The organism is Dyadobacter soli, assembly GCF_900101885.1.
Classification (GTDB): domain Bacteria; phylum Bacteroidota; class Bacteroidia; order Cytophagales; family Spirosomataceae; genus Dyadobacter; species Dyadobacter soli.
Window position 1 is genome coordinate 42,188 of record NZ_FNAN01000033.1, and the last position, 14,510, is coordinate 56,697.

Genomic DNA, 14,510 nt, shown 5'->3' on the forward strand with positions numbered 1-14,510 from the left:
GCCCTTCGGATTTGTAGTCCGGAGGGCTTTTTTGTTGCATTCATCTCACCCTACATTACGAGTGTTTCGTTTTGAAACGAAAATTTAGTTATATCAACTAAAAAATTTTAGAGTTTTTGATACTCGTAGTACACATGACCGGCCGAGAGCTTTTCGTCCGCGGCATAATGTTGCCAGGCGGCCATGCTCCGGTTTCCGTCGCCTTCGAGCTCCAAGGAAATGACAGACGTTCCGGTTTTCTCATTATCGCAGAAAAGTTGAACCGCATTGCCCGCACTGTTGCTTTGCCAGGTGCCCGTAAGCTTGTTCGCATTGCTGGCATCCCGCATTTCGAAATGACCGTCCGCCCGGAGTTCGAGTTTGGACAAACATACTTTCACGTCGCCCGAGCGCTCCGGAAAATCGCGCGGCGTTTTGCCGTCATTGTCGTTGATCGTAATGCGGTTCATATTTTCCCACATGCCCACGAGGTCTTTGTTGAGGTATTGTGAAATGCTGCTCGCTTCGCCCGTCGGTTTTTCGCAGGAGAAGAGGAAGAGCATTAATGCCGCTACCGGCACTGTGGCCAGGAAGCGGAGCCGACTGACGGCCCTGGATGGAGTTTGGTGTAACATGATAATCCGTGATTTGATTTGACCATAATATGAAAAGTAATGCAGGGTTGAGATTTGCGTAGAAGAGGCCAACTGTACGAGCAAATGCGTGTAGGCAAATCTCCCGGCGTTGCGGGCGGCCTGTGCATCGGCTGTAAATTCATGATTGGCGGTGATTGCCTCGCGCCAGAAGCGCATCAGCGGATTGAACCAGCAGCATGCGCTGAGTAGCCGGACAAGTAGCGAGTCGCCCGTGTGTGCGTGCCTGCAATGCACGAGCTCGTGCGCGATGCAGGTGCGTAAGGAATCGCTATTTTGTAGGTTTTGGTTGATAAAAATGTAGTTGAAAAAGGAAGAAGCCGGTATTTCATCACCAACAAATACTAAATGCACCTTACCCAATTTTTTGGAAGGATATTTCCGGATCAGCCGCACAACTGCAAAAAGGTCTGCAAACAACTTGTACAAATGCCAGGCGGTAATGCCGCCGTAAATGATCCATAGGACGTGCGAAAGATCGAACGAATACCAATGTGACGAATGTCCTGCAATGGCTTTGGGCAGCGAATAGCCGGGGATAAAATATGCCACCGCTACCGACGATTCCTCCCATTGGCCGGGTAAAACGGGCAGTTTGAGCGGGGGAATTACAATGCTGAATAGGATGGCGAAAATGAGGTATAGCCGGTTCGCTACGAAGAAGGTAAGTCCTTGAAATGCAACCTTGTAAAGCAGGATTGCAAATGCGAGGCACAAATTCACTTCCAGCAGATAGGTACCGGCCATAGCGATCAGGATTTAGGATAGTAAGAGTCGATCAGTTGCTTCAAATCGTCGATTTCGTCGGGTTTCAGGGCATTTTCTTCCATCATGAACGAAACGATATTTTTTGGCGAGCCCTGGAAGTAGTGCTTCATCAGATCCGTAAATGAGCGTCGTGCGTATTGCTCGCGGGTAATCGCCGGGAAATACACGTACGTTTTGCCGTAAGCCTTGTGATCGATAAACCCCTTTTTTTCCAGTAGCCGCACGATCGACGAAACGGTCGTATAAGGCGGCTTCGGTTCTGGGATTTTTTCGATAATGTCATGCACAACACCTTCTCCAAGCTCCCAGAGAATGCGCATTATGTTCTCTTCTGAATGAGTAATCGGTTCCATGTGTCAAAGATATAACTAAATTTTAGTTATCAAACTTATATTTCGTTAAATTTCAAAAATGTGTGTAGAAGCTGAAAAAGGGGGAGATGATAGGAGATTAGAATGTAAAGCCGAGCGCGAGCCTCGCGGTGACTCTACGATAGTTGACACCATAATCGTAGGGCACCGCTGAGGAAAATTCGTTGACGCTGATGGCCGAATCGATGAAAATATTTCTGAACAGCCTTTGCTGGAAACCCGCAGAAAACGACGCGCCCCAATACCTTGCATTGAAAAGCGGGTAGGATGCCGATGTGTTCCGTTTCGCCATGTAATTGGCTATTTCCAGTGCCGTATAGAAACCCGAAAGGTTGTTGCCCGATTTTCCGCGGCGAATCTGAATGGGCTGTAAGAGGTAGTAGCGGCCCTGCAAAGCGGTTTTTATGGAAAATCCCTTTATTCGCGCCAGTTCCGTGTCGTAGAACTCCGCATTTGAACTGATGTCGATGGAAAACGGGCTCTTCCCGAATTTTGCCTCCCTTGCAATGCCCAACCGCAGCGAGCGCTGACCGAGTCCTAAACTCGCTTCGGGGAAACGCAATTTCCATTGGTTCTGAATTTCTTCGTCGCAAAGCAACACTTCACATGCTTCAGTAGGCACTTTTTGTGCCCAATCGCCAAATGCAATGCCAACCGTCATTTGCGTAGATAGAATGAAATTTTTGTTCCGTGGATCTCTGGATGACTGATAATAATGAGGGATGTAGCTCTTTGGGCTCTGGTCAAGGTAGTAAGCGCCGAGCGAAAAGTCGACATGTCCACGATTGAAAACCCGGCTTTGAAAGCCCGTGGCAATGCCGATGGTATGCCGGTTGGAGTTGATTGGCGAAAAAAAGTCGACGTTGCCAACACGCCTGTCTACGGAAGCGGCTACATAGGCACCGCTGAAATTATTGGCATTCAAACCTTTTTCGATCCGTTTTCCCATGTTGTAGTACCACCGGGCTTTCATACCCACCCACCAATTCTGCGTCCATTCCTTGGCGAAAGTATTCGAATAAATGACATCGCCGGTATTATTGGTCTTCATGAAAAAACTTGCTTCGATGGACAGCTGAGGCAGGATCTTGTATTCGTAACCCAGCGCAATTCCGATACCCCGCACATCGGAGGAATTGTAACCAGCCTTGACCAAATTCTGCGTAGGCACCCGCGTCATGAACACATTATCGTACCGGTCGATAAACTTCTGACGGACGATCAGCGTGTCGGGCTCTTCGCTGTAAGTCACGCGGATGGTATCCTGTGCAGCGACAGTCAGCGCGTTCAGTGAAATGCAAAACAGCAGTAGAAGGTATTTCATGCAGAAAGAAATAGAATTCGGCCAGCGCTTAAAGAGGCATTTTTTCATTCAAATGGTTGTATGACAATGCCGGTGATTTCAAAAATCTACCATTGGGAAGCTGTTAAAAAAACTTAAACCCGAATTAATTGGAAAGCAGGTAGCTATTTTAGCGGATATCAATTGTTAAGGTGCTCTGAATGAAGACAAGATTGCATCTGTTAGCCATCTTTTACCGCTCTTTCGGGTTTTATCTTTGGGCTATTCCCATGGCCGTGTGGTTCGCATTCGGACGTCCAACGGGCCGTGATCTGTATGTGTTGATACCCGCCTTGATCCTTTTCAAATTCTTCCTCCAAGGCATTACCATTTACATTTTCGGCAGCAGGTACGCGCATTTGTTTTTCTTTTATGCCAATGCAAATCTTTCCCGACGACAGCTTTTCTTCTCGGCTTTCATCATCGATTTTGTTCTGTTCTTTTTATCAATGTGTACTATCCAGTTATCATCCGAATGGATCAAATGAACAGTCGCATTCTCGAAGCGGACAGCATGTGGCTGGAATATGAAGGGCGGAAGATCTTGCAAAACATTTACATTAAATTACAAACCGGCCATATCACCGGATTGCTGGGCCGGAACGGAACCGGGAAGTCCAGCCTGATGCAGATGATTTTCGGTACGCTCCGCGGCCAAAGCCAATCGGTGAGGGTGAGCGGCGACTATTTTGCGTATCCTTACCAGCAGCCGCGATTGATCAGCTACCTGCCTCAGCAGGCCTTTTTGCCTCCGAACCTGCGCGTGAATGATGTTTGTAAACTATATGAAGTCGATTTTGCAGCGTTATGCCGCCACTTCGAAAGCCTCGAACAGTATGGCCGTACCCGGATCGGCGATTTATCGACCGGTAACCGCCGGCTCGTGGCTACATTGCTGGTACTGCTGATGCCCGTCGCATTTACATTGCTGGATGAGCCGTTTGCAGCGCTTTCGCCTATCAATATCGAACAAATGAGCAAGGTAATCACCGAGCAAAGGGCCCGGAAAGGCATTCTGATTTCCGATCACGCCTACGAACAGGTACTTGGCCTGGCGGATGAAACTTACCTGATCGTGCCGGTGGGGCGGAGCATTTTGCTAAAAAACACCCTTGCCGAGCTGGAAGAATTCGGCTATATCTGATAAAAAATGCCGCCTGGACATTCCAGACGGCATTTGACTACTACTTCAAAAAATCAAACACTCGAAAACAAATCAACACTTTTCCAGACCGTCAGGAGCGGAAGATCATTCTGAACGACTGGTCGCGGGTAAGGTACGCGACGGCCCAGTTGTACAATGTGCGCACTTTGTTGTGGACATTCACCAGCGATACGACGTGGATGTAAAGCCAGACGAGCAATGCAAGGATTCCCTTGAAATGCAGCCTGTGTTTGAAAAGATCGACTACCGCCTCATTCCGCCCGATAATCGCCATTTCGCCTTTGTCGAAGTATTTAAATGGCTTCAACTCTTTGCCTTTCGCGATCGCGAGGAAGTTTTTGGCCAAATGGCGGCCTTGCTGAATCGCTACCTGCGCCTGTTGCGGGTGACCTTTCGGAAATGCCTCATCCGTGTTTTGAATGCTGATATCGCCGATCGCCCAGATGTTGTTCACACCGGCAACGCGGTTGTATACGTCGGTAGCCATTCTTCGTCCGGCGCCAAGGCTGCTGGCAGGAATGCCGTCGAATACATTGGCAATGACACCGGCCGCCCAGATCAGCGTCGGAGCTTCGATAATGTCGCCGTTTGCAAATGTGACTGTACCGTTTGAAAAGTCGGTTACCTGTGCATTCAGTTTGATGTGCACGCCCAGATCAGACAGCGTTCGGTAAGTATCCTCGTGCGTTTGATCACTCATAGGGGCTAGCAGCACAGGCGCGCCGTCGACAATGTAAATGTCGCCCGGTGTCTGGGCCAGTTCGGGATAGTCCTTCGCGATCACATATTTTTTCAATTCCGCCAGCATACCCGCGATCTCTACACCGGTAGGCCCGCCACCGGCGATCACGATGTTGAGCGCTTTGGCCCGCTCAGCCGGGTCGGTGATGCGGGTAGCGTTTTCGAGGGTTTTAAGCAATGCATTGCGCATTCGAAGGGCGTCGTCGATGCCTTTCAGGGAAATCGCATTCTTTTTAATGCTCTCGATACCATAAAAATTGGTCTCCGCACCTGCCGCAAATACGAGGTGGTCATACTCCATTTCGCCGTCGCTGAGGTAAATGACCTGCTTTTCCGGGTCTACCTTCTTCAATTCTGCCATCCGGAAATTGATCCGCTTATCGCGGAGCAGCCTGCGGAACGGATAAGAAATGCTCGACGGGTCGAGGAAGCTTGTGGCTACCTGGTAGAGCAGCGGGGTGAAATAGTTATAGTTATTTTTGTCAACCAATGTGACGTGGTAATCTTTATTTTTAAACATCTGCTGCGCGAAGTTCAGCCCTGCGAACCCGCCGCCGATGACGATTATCTTCTTCTTTCCGGCTTCTGATTTTACACTTTCCATGACGTTGTGTCTATTAGGTGAGCTATCATGTCTTTTAGGACAATACAAAGATAACCCAGCCCAAACGAGCAGTGCCACAACATTTGATAGGAAAAAACCTTAACAAATGATAAGGAAATCAGCTCGCCGCCTGCTTGCGTATGCGGCTGAGCGTTACGGGAGTAATACCCATGTACGAGGCTATGAGGTGCAGGGGAACGCGCGAGAAAATGAAGGGGTATTGCTCCATAAAGCGGCTGTAAATTTCCTCCGCGGGCAGCCCCAGCGAGTTTTCGACCCTGTTGAGCAGCGCCACATAAGCATTCTGGTAGAGAAGGCGCATGTAGGTTTCATAGGGCGGGATGGTTTTAAGCAGCAGTTCGTGGCTTTCCAGCGTAAGCGTCAGTACTTCGCAGCTTTCCAGCACTTCGATATTCAGGCGGGAAGGTTTTTGGGTAAAAAAACTGTAAAGATCCCCGATCCACCAGCCTTCAAAACCAAACTGTACAACGTGCTGAGCACCGTGCGTATCGGTGGAATAAGAGTAGACCGCACCCTTTTCCACGAAACTCATTCGCTGGGTAACATCGCCCTCCTGGTGCAGGAACTGGCGTTTTTTTAACTTTTTGGGAACAAATTGGCTTACAATCGCCGCTTCCTGCTCCGCACTGAGCGTGACTTTTTTATGTAATTCATGGAGCAGTACGGGATACATCGGAAGCAGGATTACTTTTCAAATACCAACGCATCTGCCTTCGCACCCAGTTCCTCCAATGCCTTCAAAATCGATTCCGTAAAAGCGTCCGGACCGCAGACGTAGAATGGCTGATCGAAATGGGTGATGTGCTTTTGCAGGAAATCCTTGTCGATGCGGCCGTGGTAGTAACCTTCCGCATTTTCACCCGAAATAAGGTTGAAAAAATGGTCGCCGAGAATTTGTTCGAGTTCGTCTTTGAGGATAATATCAGCGGTGGTGCGGTTGGAGAAAAAAAGCCGGTTGGCCCCGACCTGCCCTTTGGAATACAAATCCCTGAAAATGGCCAGAAACGGCGTAATACCGGCTCCTCCCGCCAGGAATATGCCTTCACCCTTGTATTCAATAGCACCCCAGGCGTCGCTGATCTCGAAATGGTCGCCCGGCTCAACATGCGTCAACGCATTGGTCACGCCTTCATGGTCGGTGTAGGATTTGATCGTGAATTCGAGCGTGTCTGCCGTGGGCAGCGACGTGAATGTAAACGGCCGCTTTTCCGTCGCCCAATTGTCTTTCAGGATCGAAAAGTCCGTCGCCTGGCCGGGCGTGTACGTGAAACCCGCCGGTTTTTCAATGGTATAGGCGTTTACATTGTGGGTAACAGGCTTTTTCGCGAGCAGTTTGACGGAATAATCGGCCATGGCGGTAGGTTTGGGGACGTTGTGGATACAAACTTTATGCAAAATACGTACTCGCAGCGGCGCTGTCAAGGACGGTTCTTGTCGAATTGCAAGGTTTTCAGGCAGCGACTGAATGTAGCCGGCGTTGTGCCGAGGTAAGTGGCAATGTAATGGTCGGGAATGCGGCGGAATAGGGACGACGGCTGGCTGATATAATGCGCGATGCGCTCCTCTACCGACAAGTATTTGAAAACCTTCACCTTATCTGTGAAATTGATGAGGTGCTGCTCCAAAAGCCGCACGGCCAGCTTGCCCATATGCGAATCTTCCTCCACCAGTTTCCGGTACGAATCGTAGGAAATCGCGTACACAGTCGTGTCTTCCAACGTTTCCAAAACCTCATTCGAGAGCTTTTGTAATAAGAAACTTTCCGCAATGCAAACAATATCCCCTTCCGAAACGAGCAGCGAGGTAATATCCTCGGACCCGCGCAGGTAATACGTACGCATAACCCCTTTTTCAATAAAATACAATGACGGGCTTACCTGCCCCAAATCCACCAGCACGCGTCCTTTCGGGATCATAAACCTTTTCAGATTCTGCTGAAATTTCGTCCTGATTTCCTCCGAAACCATGAATTTGGAAGCTTCCAGCAAATGGTGCAATGGTTTTATTTCTTCGGAGAGCTGCATTTGTACAATTGAAATGATAAAGAGTGGCGGCACTTGTCGCGCGACAATGCAAAATCTTGTCGTACGACAACTGGAAATGATGTCTTCCGACAAGATATAAAATAATGGCTGGGAAGTTAATTTGGATAAGATAAAAATCTATTAGCCATGAACTTCTCTCTACTAAAAACCGTCGGCATTTGCGTGCTGATTTTCTGCGCCCGTTCGCCCGGTTGCGGGCAGGACAAAGGAAAAGGCGAATGGAATGCCGCGGTTGGACTTTATGCGGTGGAAGATGTTGCGACCGCTGCTTTTCAGGCGTTTCTCGATAACCTGTTTGGCACTCATGACGAGCAGCACGTTAGCAAGCCGGTGGTTTTTGTAACCTACAAATACCATATTTCCGAGCGATTCGCGCTGGGCGGTACCACCGGGTTCAATGGCAATTCGAAGTCATGGGACCACTACAACAGGGATGGCTGGCGGCAGCGGACCATGACCTCGGCCATGGAAGGAACATTATACTGGGCCAAGCGACCGGGATTTGATTTTTATTCCACCGCAGGTGCAGGGTTCTATCTCAGGGAAAGATCCTATTATGAAACACAGAAAGACACCGATGCAGGGCCAACAATGTACCTGGCGCCGGTTGGCTTGCGATTTGGGAAAGATGTCGGGTGTTTTATGGAAGTGGGATATGGTTATAAAGGGATATTTAATGCGGGATTGAGCTTGCGATTTTGAGTATGATTTTTGCTGCAATGAAGTTGAGCGTTACCGGTAGATTACCAATCATACCGATCGTTTTGCGGAAGGAAGATTAGTTAGTGATTTCTCATATCTTCGTACATGTATTTTTGAGTTACAAATACATGTCTTCCTGTTTCACGCTTGACACATGACGCTATGAAAAAACAATTATCACACTGCTTTTCGGGGAAATTATGGATGTTCTGTTTGAGCGTTTTGCTCACAGGTGTGTCTCTGAGGGAAGCTAATGCGCAAACCGTCGATATTGCATTACCCGTTAGTAAATACGAATACTCCCAGCGTTCACAGGTGACGGTGTTGACCAACGGAAATTTTGTTTATTCCAACTATAACCACAGCGAACCGGGGCGGAAGAACTGCGGGATTGTGCAGCTCTACAACGGGAATACGCTTGCTCTGATCAGTACGTTGACAGGCCAGCGCGAAAATGACCAGATCGGACAACGTGTGTACGCCCTTCCGAATGGCAACTTTGTGACGTCCAGCGAATATTGTAATTCCGGCAACATGCTCAGGGTAGGCGCTGTGACGTGGGTGAATGGCGTGACAGGGCTTTCAGGTAATGTAGGCGCGATTAATTCACTCATGGGCAGCTCTTATATGGATCAGGTGGGCATCGGCGGCGTAACCGTGCTGGCCAACGGCAACTACGTTGTGGGCAGCTATAACTGGACGAACGGGACGGGCACCTCGCTTGGCGCCGCCACCTGGTGTAACGGTACCACGGGTCGCGTCGGTCATGTATCCACCGCTAATTCGCTCTTCGGGGCCTGGGGCGGCGATTTGATGGGGGTGCCCGGCAGCATTGTGCCGCTTACCAACGGTAATTATGTAGTTGTGACTAAAAACTGGGACAATGGGCCTATCAGCGATGCCGGAGCGGTGACATTTTGTAATGGCGCCACCGGGACATCCGGCATCCTTAGCACTGCCAATTCCCTCGTAGGGGCTAACCCCAATGACCAGGTGGGTTACGGAGGTGTTACCCCGTTGGCCAATGGTAATTTTGTAGTTTCCAGCCCCAACTGGCGCAATGGCCCTGCGGCAACTGCGGGAGCAGCCACTTGGGTGAATGGTTCTACCGGACTGATCGGCGAGGTAAGTACCGCCAACTCGCTCGTAGGCACGCAGGCCAACGACCAGGTGGGTACTGTCGTAACCGCGCTCACCAATGGGCATTACATGGTGGGCAGCAGTAGCTGGAAAAACGGGGCGGTTCAAATGGCGGGTGCGGCTACCTGGGGCAATGGCTCGACGGGCATTACAGGTGCCGTTAGTACTGCCAATTCGCTTGTCGGTACGCACGAGTTCGATTTTGTGGGAGGGAGAGCGGTACCCCTTTCCAATGGTAATATCCTGGTGGTGTCTTGGAGCTGGGGCAATGGTACCACTCCGACAGTCGGGGCCATTACCTGGTGCAACGGATCGGGCCCGACTGTGGGAGAAGTAAGTGCCGCCAATTCGATGACCGGTACTGTGGCGGCGGAAAGACTGGGTACTGTTGTGGCGTTAAATAATGGTAATTATGTGATAGTCAATCCTAAATGGGTGAATGCCAATGGAGACAACCTCGGCGCAGTGGTTTGGGCCAATGGTACGACGGGCATCAGCGGCACTATCACTGATGCCATTGCGATTGTCGGCCGTGCGAATGGCGATGCTATCGGCAGTGACGGTGTGTTCCCGTTGGCAAACGGGAACTACGTTATCGGAAGCAGGAACTGGGATTCCGGCACATTGGCCAATGCGGGGGCGGTTACCTGGATGGACGGGACCAAACCGGCCTCCGGCGTGGTGACGGAAGCGAATTCACTTTATTCCAATGCATACGGCGGCACTTCTGTGCTGAATATGCTGACTCCACTTCCTAACGGTAATTATGTAGTTAAAAGTGGCAACTATCTTTCACCCAATGTCAAAGGCGGTGCGGTGACCTGGGGTAACGGCAACGGCGGCAGCGCAGGGGAAATCAATGTGTCCAATTCACTGGTAGGCGTTCCCAATGATGACTTTTTCAGGGCAACCATAGGAACGTCGCCCGATGGCAGCTACACTATCCTCAATTCCGGAACCTATCTTAATGGCACAAGAGTAGGGTCGGCAACCTGGGGGAATGGTACGACCGGCACAGCGGGTGAATTCAATGATTGCAATTCTGTATTCGGCGGAGTTTTCAATGGCGGGAGCTCGATGAGCGCCGCTTACAACCAGATTAATAATTATATGGTGGTGCCCCGCCCGGACGAGAATTTGCTTACGATTTACTATCCTTATGGTGGCCCATACCTGGGCAAAACGGCAGATAATGCCGCCGCAAACATCGCAAATGGGCAGTCAGCTAGCATGATGAATGCGGGAGGATGCCGCATTGTTGCCTCACTCACTTCTTCCGGCGCCAGCCCCGTAACGGGACCCGTAAATGCGAAAGTATGGGTAGAAACCGCCGTTCCTCAATTCGGATCAGACCCATTTGTTGCGCGCCATTACGAAATAACGCCCGACAACAATGCAGCCACAGCCACCGGCCGTATAACCCTTTATTTTTCCCAGAAGGAATTCACCGATTTCAACGCCGCCCCGCGCAGCACGCTCAATTTACCTGTAAATGCGAACGATGCATCCGGCAAGGCTAATCTCAGAATTGGCAAGTACTCCGGTACCAGCAACGATGGCACCGGGCTTCCTGGTAGCTACGGCTCCATTTTCTCCAACATCATCAATCCTGCCGACAACGATATCGTGTGGAATGACGCTTTGAAACGGTGGGAAATAACATTCGATACGGAAGGTTTCAGTGGATTTGTGGTACAAACTACCACCGAGCCGCTGCCGGTCCGTCTGGTTGCATTCAGTGCAATACAAGAAGCAAAAACCGTAAAACTCAACTGGCAGATTGCCGATGCTGTCAATTTCAGCCATTTCGAAATCGAGCGCGCTCCCGATGCGAAGCGGTTTGAATATTTGGCTAAAATCAATTTTGAAAAAGGTATCGAAAATTACACCATTACCGACGACCAACCACGCACGAATGCTGGCGGAGGCACTTACTATCGCTTAAAAATGCTCGATCAGGATGGAAGCTATGCTTACAGCAAGATCATCAGCGTTCAGCTCGACGGTAGCAATGTTGCATACGTATATCCTAATCCGGTTACGGATTATTTCAAAATCTCGATGCCCGACTGCGAAGGCAAAACCGGAACATTGACGCTCGTCAACGCGTCCGGTAAAACCTTGCTCAGAAATGTATTCACGGTCAAAAAGGGCGAAATAGGCATTGATTTAAAGCAATCAAGGTTCGAAGAGGGCATTTACACCATTCAAGTGGAACTGGATGGAGCACGGCGGCAATTTAAAATTGCCTACACCCGCTGATTTCAATGAAACCGGCCGGAGCCCCTTACATCAGCTCCGGCCAGCTAATAACTCCGAAATCAGCACCCCGTCGACAGTCAGACCTTCTATATTACACGCCGACAGCTCCACCCCGCGAAGGTCACAATTCACAAATTTGCTTTTGTGCAGGTCACAATCCTCAAAAAGCAACGGCCGTTGTTCCGCATTCGGGTCGTACATCGGATGATCCGGCGGGCACATCCCGATGTTCTGAAACACCGCCCCACCCAGCTGCGCCCCTTCGATTTTGATATCACTCAGGTTAGCATCCGTAATGGATATATTGCTCATATTCACATCATTGAATGTCGAATTGGTGAGCATGACGCAATGCGCATTAATGACCACGCATTCGCTGTCCAGGCTGATTTGTTTGATGGTTTCCATGGTGGTTGTGTTGTTTAGGATAAAAATAAGCGAGGTGCCCTTACCAGGAATCGACCTGGTGAGCATTGTAAAAATAGCTGAGCCGTAACACAATTAGCAGGGGTATTGGCGACGGATTTGATGTGTAAACAGGACAAATTGAGCACTTTACTGGACGTTCGCTATTCCTGCACTGTCACCGTGCATTTCTTCCAAATTCTTTGTGGTTGTTACGTATTATTCATAAATGCAATTCTTATTGGATCGGGTTAAGTAAATGCAATAACAGTTTCATTATTAGTCTGATCAACAAAATATCAAGTCAACTTCTACAAAACACCTCGATTTTTGAGGGGATAATTGTCCCTTACTAATTGATCAGTGCCGTTCGGACATTTCCGGATTTTCTACTACAAAAGGACGATTTTTTGTTTTATACATTCGCCACAATTGAAATCGTAAACCAATTAGGCTATGAAAAACATGAAACCAAATTATGCATTGTTGACCTGCACGTTACTATTTGCATTTGCGGCGGTAAGTTGCGTAGATAGCATCGATACTGATCCGAAGAATCTGATCGGGCGCTGGCAGATGGTGAAGGTGATTCATCAGGGAAATACGATTTTGAAGCCGGACCCGTCTCATTGGCTGTATGAGGTAGAAGTCGAATTCCTGAAAGATGGGAAGATAGAAGGGACATTGTTTTACGACACATTTGTAGGGGATTATGTAACTGCCGATACTGATTCAATTAAGTTCGATTACTGGCCATACTCGAAAAGGGGAGACAGTGATTGGGGGTATTATTTTGATGACAACATTAGATCTGTGAATACATTTTCACTTAGAAAGAAAGGGCTGAACTTTAAGTACAAGGAATTGTATCTGAATTATGGCGAAGGCGAATTGATTTTTGACAGAGTTAAATAGATCGTAGAACCTTCACTTTAAATTAAGAATTTTTATGAAAAATATCATTGTTTACTTAGCACTTTGTGTTTGTCTTTTGAATACTGCCCTAGGTCAGATAAAGATTGAAAATATAAAAAATTCAGTGTATAATTCGAAAAGAGGGTTTTACATAGTTAATCATTTGGCGAGTACATTTCAATCAGAGGTTCCGACGGCACAAAGAATAGATCAGCTCATTAGGGAGGATTCCCTTGATATGGGATCTAAAACGTATCGCTTTGCTACTCCAATGAAGGTTGATGTCGATTTCCTTCAAGCGGCCAATTGGTTGACAAGGGGTAGCATTGCCTATGGACGGCTACTGATTGTGGCTTCCGTAGCAAAATCTATGAGCTTAAATTTTGATTCATTTGTAATTCCAAATTCGGGAGAATTGGTAGTCTATAATTCGAGAGGTACAATAGCCGGCCCGATGACTTCTGAGCAGGCGGCCTGCTTCTCAACCAATCGAATAAGTTGTTAGGGCAATTGTCCGGCGGGCCATCGTATTGTAATGCCCCGCCTGCATTGGTCAAAGACGCTTACGGCCGCTTCGATAACTCCTGGACAGGGCTCGGAACCAATGCCACAAGGTTAAGCAACTGGCTTAATCCATCCGGATTTGGCAATACCACTACACCGAGCATAAGCCTCTCACATATTGCCGGGAGTGGGTTTGTTTGTACCACATCGTCATATTCCGTTGCCAATTTGCAAGCTGCTACTTCGGTTGTTTCATGGGCTTCCAGTAATGCTTCGTTGTTGACGATCAATGCGGCCGGAACCGCCAGCCGCGTGGGAAATGCCAATGGGCAGGTCACTATTACAGCAACATTGAACAACGCTTGCGGCAACTTCACAAGAACCAAAACGGTGCTCGTCGGTAAGCCAATTGTCAGCAGCATTAATGTCGATTCCGACGTCTGTACCGGGGAAGGGCAGGACGTTGTTGCCAACATTACCGGAGTGACGAGCGCAAGCTGGGCGATTACGTGATAAAGAATGCGGCAGGAAGATTGAAAACGGATCAAGACCAAATGTTGTGGAGCACCTTGGATTAAGCATATAACTGGGTAAGGCGGTAAAGGAAGAATTCTACATTCCTGACTCCTCTGAACTGCGCCCTGAACGCTTTGATCTTCGCATTGAAAGATTCAGCGGATGCATTGGTGCTTCTGTTATCAAAATAGTTAACAATGGTCTTGTAGTGATTCTCAATCGAGCGGGCAACGGTATTGAATGATTTGAAGCCGGATTGCCTGACCTTTTCGTGCCACTTAGCCAGCCTGGTCAGTCCGTATATTTTTTCTTTTGTAGTCGTGAAAATGTTACTGAGCTCCAATGCCAGCTCGTATGCCTTTTTAAGGTCTGGAAAG

16 protein-coding genes and 1 pseudogene are annotated in these 14,510 nt (G+C 48.7%); 7 read left to right on the top strand and 10 right to left on the bottom strand.

Annotated features, from left to right (window positions below; all coding sequences use genetic code 11):
- Positions 1-107: 107 nt before the first annotated feature.
- From BLQ88_RS34915 to BLQ88_RS37650, 4 genes and pseudogenes are all read right to left on the bottom strand, one after another.
- The gene (locus BLQ88_RS34915) at positions 108-1,379 is read right to left on the bottom strand and encodes a M56 family metallopeptidase (RefSeq protein WP_090157656.1); all 1,272 of its coding nucleotides are present in this window, start codon (positions 1,377-1,379) and stop codon (positions 108-110) included.
- A gap of 5 nt (positions 1,380-1,384) precedes the next feature.
- The gene (locus tag BLQ88_RS34920) at positions 1,385-1,753 is read right to left on the bottom strand and encodes a BlaI/MecI/CopY family transcriptional regulator (protein WP_090157657.1); all 369 of its coding nucleotides are present in this window, start codon (positions 1,751-1,753) and stop codon (positions 1,385-1,387) included.
- A gap of 97 nt (positions 1,754-1,850) precedes the next feature.
- On the bottom strand, positions 1,851-3,095 hold the full coding sequence (locus BLQ88_RS34925) for a hypothetical protein (protein ID WP_143017003.1): 1,245 nt from the start codon (positions 3,093-3,095) through the stop codon (positions 1,851-1,853).
- A gap of 165 nt (positions 3,096-3,260) precedes the next feature.
- A pseudogene (locus BLQ88_RS37650) lies at positions 3,261-3,314 on the bottom strand (hypothetical protein); the annotation flags it as partial.
- Here BLQ88_RS37650 and BLQ88_RS37290 point away from each other — a divergent pair.
- Complete coding sequence (locus BLQ88_RS37290) at positions 3,302-3,601, top strand: hypothetical protein (protein WP_374754787.1); 300 nt, start codon at positions 3,302-3,304, stop codon at positions 3,599-3,601. The pseudogene BLQ88_RS37650 and the gene BLQ88_RS37290 sit on opposite strands and share 13 nt — an antisense overlap.
- Positions 3,598-4,257 carry an ATP-binding cassette domain-containing protein gene (locus BLQ88_RS34935; RefSeq protein WP_090157672.1) on the top strand — a complete coding sequence of 220 codons (660 nt, stop codon included), beginning with the start codon at positions 3,598-3,600 and terminating at the stop codon, positions 4,255-4,257. Before BLQ88_RS37290 ends, BLQ88_RS34935 begins: the two co-directional genes overlap by 4 nt.
- A 91-nt stretch (positions 4,258-4,348) precedes the next feature.
- Here the strand turns inward: BLQ88_RS34935 and BLQ88_RS34940 are convergent, their stop codons facing one another.
- The 4 genes from BLQ88_RS34940 to BLQ88_RS34955 form a co-directional block, all read right to left on the bottom strand.
- Entirely contained in the window at positions 4,349-5,623 is a 1,275-nt protein-coding gene (locus tag BLQ88_RS34940) for an NAD(P)/FAD-dependent oxidoreductase (protein WP_090157660.1), read from the bottom strand.
- Positions 5,624-5,741: 118 nt separating this feature from the next.
- Positions 5,742-6,317 (bottom strand): Crp/Fnr family transcriptional regulator, encoded by a 576-nt coding sequence (locus BLQ88_RS34945; RefSeq protein WP_090157661.1) that lies wholly within the window; start codon positions 6,315-6,317, stop codon positions 5,742-5,744.
- 11 nt (positions 6,318-6,328) lie between these two features.
- Positions 6,329-6,997 (bottom strand): ferredoxin reductase domain-containing protein, encoded by a 669-nt coding sequence (locus tag BLQ88_RS34950; protein ID WP_090157662.1) that lies wholly within the window; start codon positions 6,995-6,997, stop codon positions 6,329-6,331.
- A 65-nt stretch (positions 6,998-7,062) separates the two neighbouring features.
- The gene (locus tag BLQ88_RS34955; protein WP_090157663.1) at positions 7,063-7,668 is read right to left on the bottom strand and encodes a Crp/Fnr family transcriptional regulator; all 606 of its coding nucleotides are present in this window, start codon (positions 7,666-7,668) and stop codon (positions 7,063-7,065) included.
- 147 nt (positions 7,669-7,815) lie between these two features.
- Between BLQ88_RS34955 and BLQ88_RS34960 the strand changes: the two genes are divergently transcribed.
- Entirely contained in the window at positions 7,816-8,391 is a 576-nt protein-coding gene (locus tag BLQ88_RS34960) for a hypothetical protein (protein WP_090157664.1), read from the top strand.
- A 162-nt stretch (positions 8,392-8,553) separates the two neighbouring features.
- Positions 8,554-11,793, top strand: coding sequence for a T9SS type A sorting domain-containing protein (locus tag BLQ88_RS34965; protein ID WP_143017004.1), 3,240 nt, complete (start codon positions 8,554-8,556; stop codon positions 11,791-11,793).
- A gap of 30 nt (positions 11,794-11,823) precedes the next feature.
- On the opposite strand, the gene BLQ88_RS34970 is transcribed toward BLQ88_RS34965, so the two are convergent.
- Entirely contained in the window at positions 11,824-12,201 is a 378-nt protein-coding gene (locus BLQ88_RS34970) for a pentapeptide repeat-containing protein (RefSeq protein ID WP_090157673.1), read from the bottom strand.
- Between the two features lie 453 nt (positions 12,202-12,654).
- Between BLQ88_RS34970 and BLQ88_RS34975 the strand changes: the two genes are divergently transcribed.
- From BLQ88_RS34975 to BLQ88_RS34985, 3 genes are read left to right on the top strand one after another with little or no spacing between them, the layout of a single operon-like run.
- Positions 12,655-13,113, top strand: a complete 459-nt coding sequence (locus tag BLQ88_RS34975) for a hypothetical protein (RefSeq protein ID WP_090157666.1) — start codon at positions 12,655-12,657, stop codon at positions 13,111-13,113.
- A 34-nt stretch (positions 13,114-13,147) separates the two neighbouring features.
- Positions 13,148-13,618: a hypothetical protein gene (locus BLQ88_RS34980; protein ID WP_090157667.1), complete on the top strand. Its 471-nt coding sequence runs from the start codon at positions 13,148-13,150 to the stop codon at positions 13,616-13,618.
- On the top strand, positions 13,612-14,130 hold the full coding sequence (locus tag BLQ88_RS34985) for an Ig-like domain-containing protein (protein ID WP_176885197.1): 519 nt from the start codon (positions 13,612-13,614) through the stop codon (positions 14,128-14,130). The genes BLQ88_RS34980 and BLQ88_RS34985 overlap by 7 nt, the downstream gene beginning before the upstream one ends.
- Before the next feature lie 61 nt (positions 14,131-14,191).
- Here BLQ88_RS34985 and BLQ88_RS34990 read toward each other — a convergent pair.
- Positions 14,192-14,510: transposase (locus tag BLQ88_RS34990; protein WP_143016939.1), on the bottom strand; the 319-nt coding region annotated here is incomplete at its 5' end.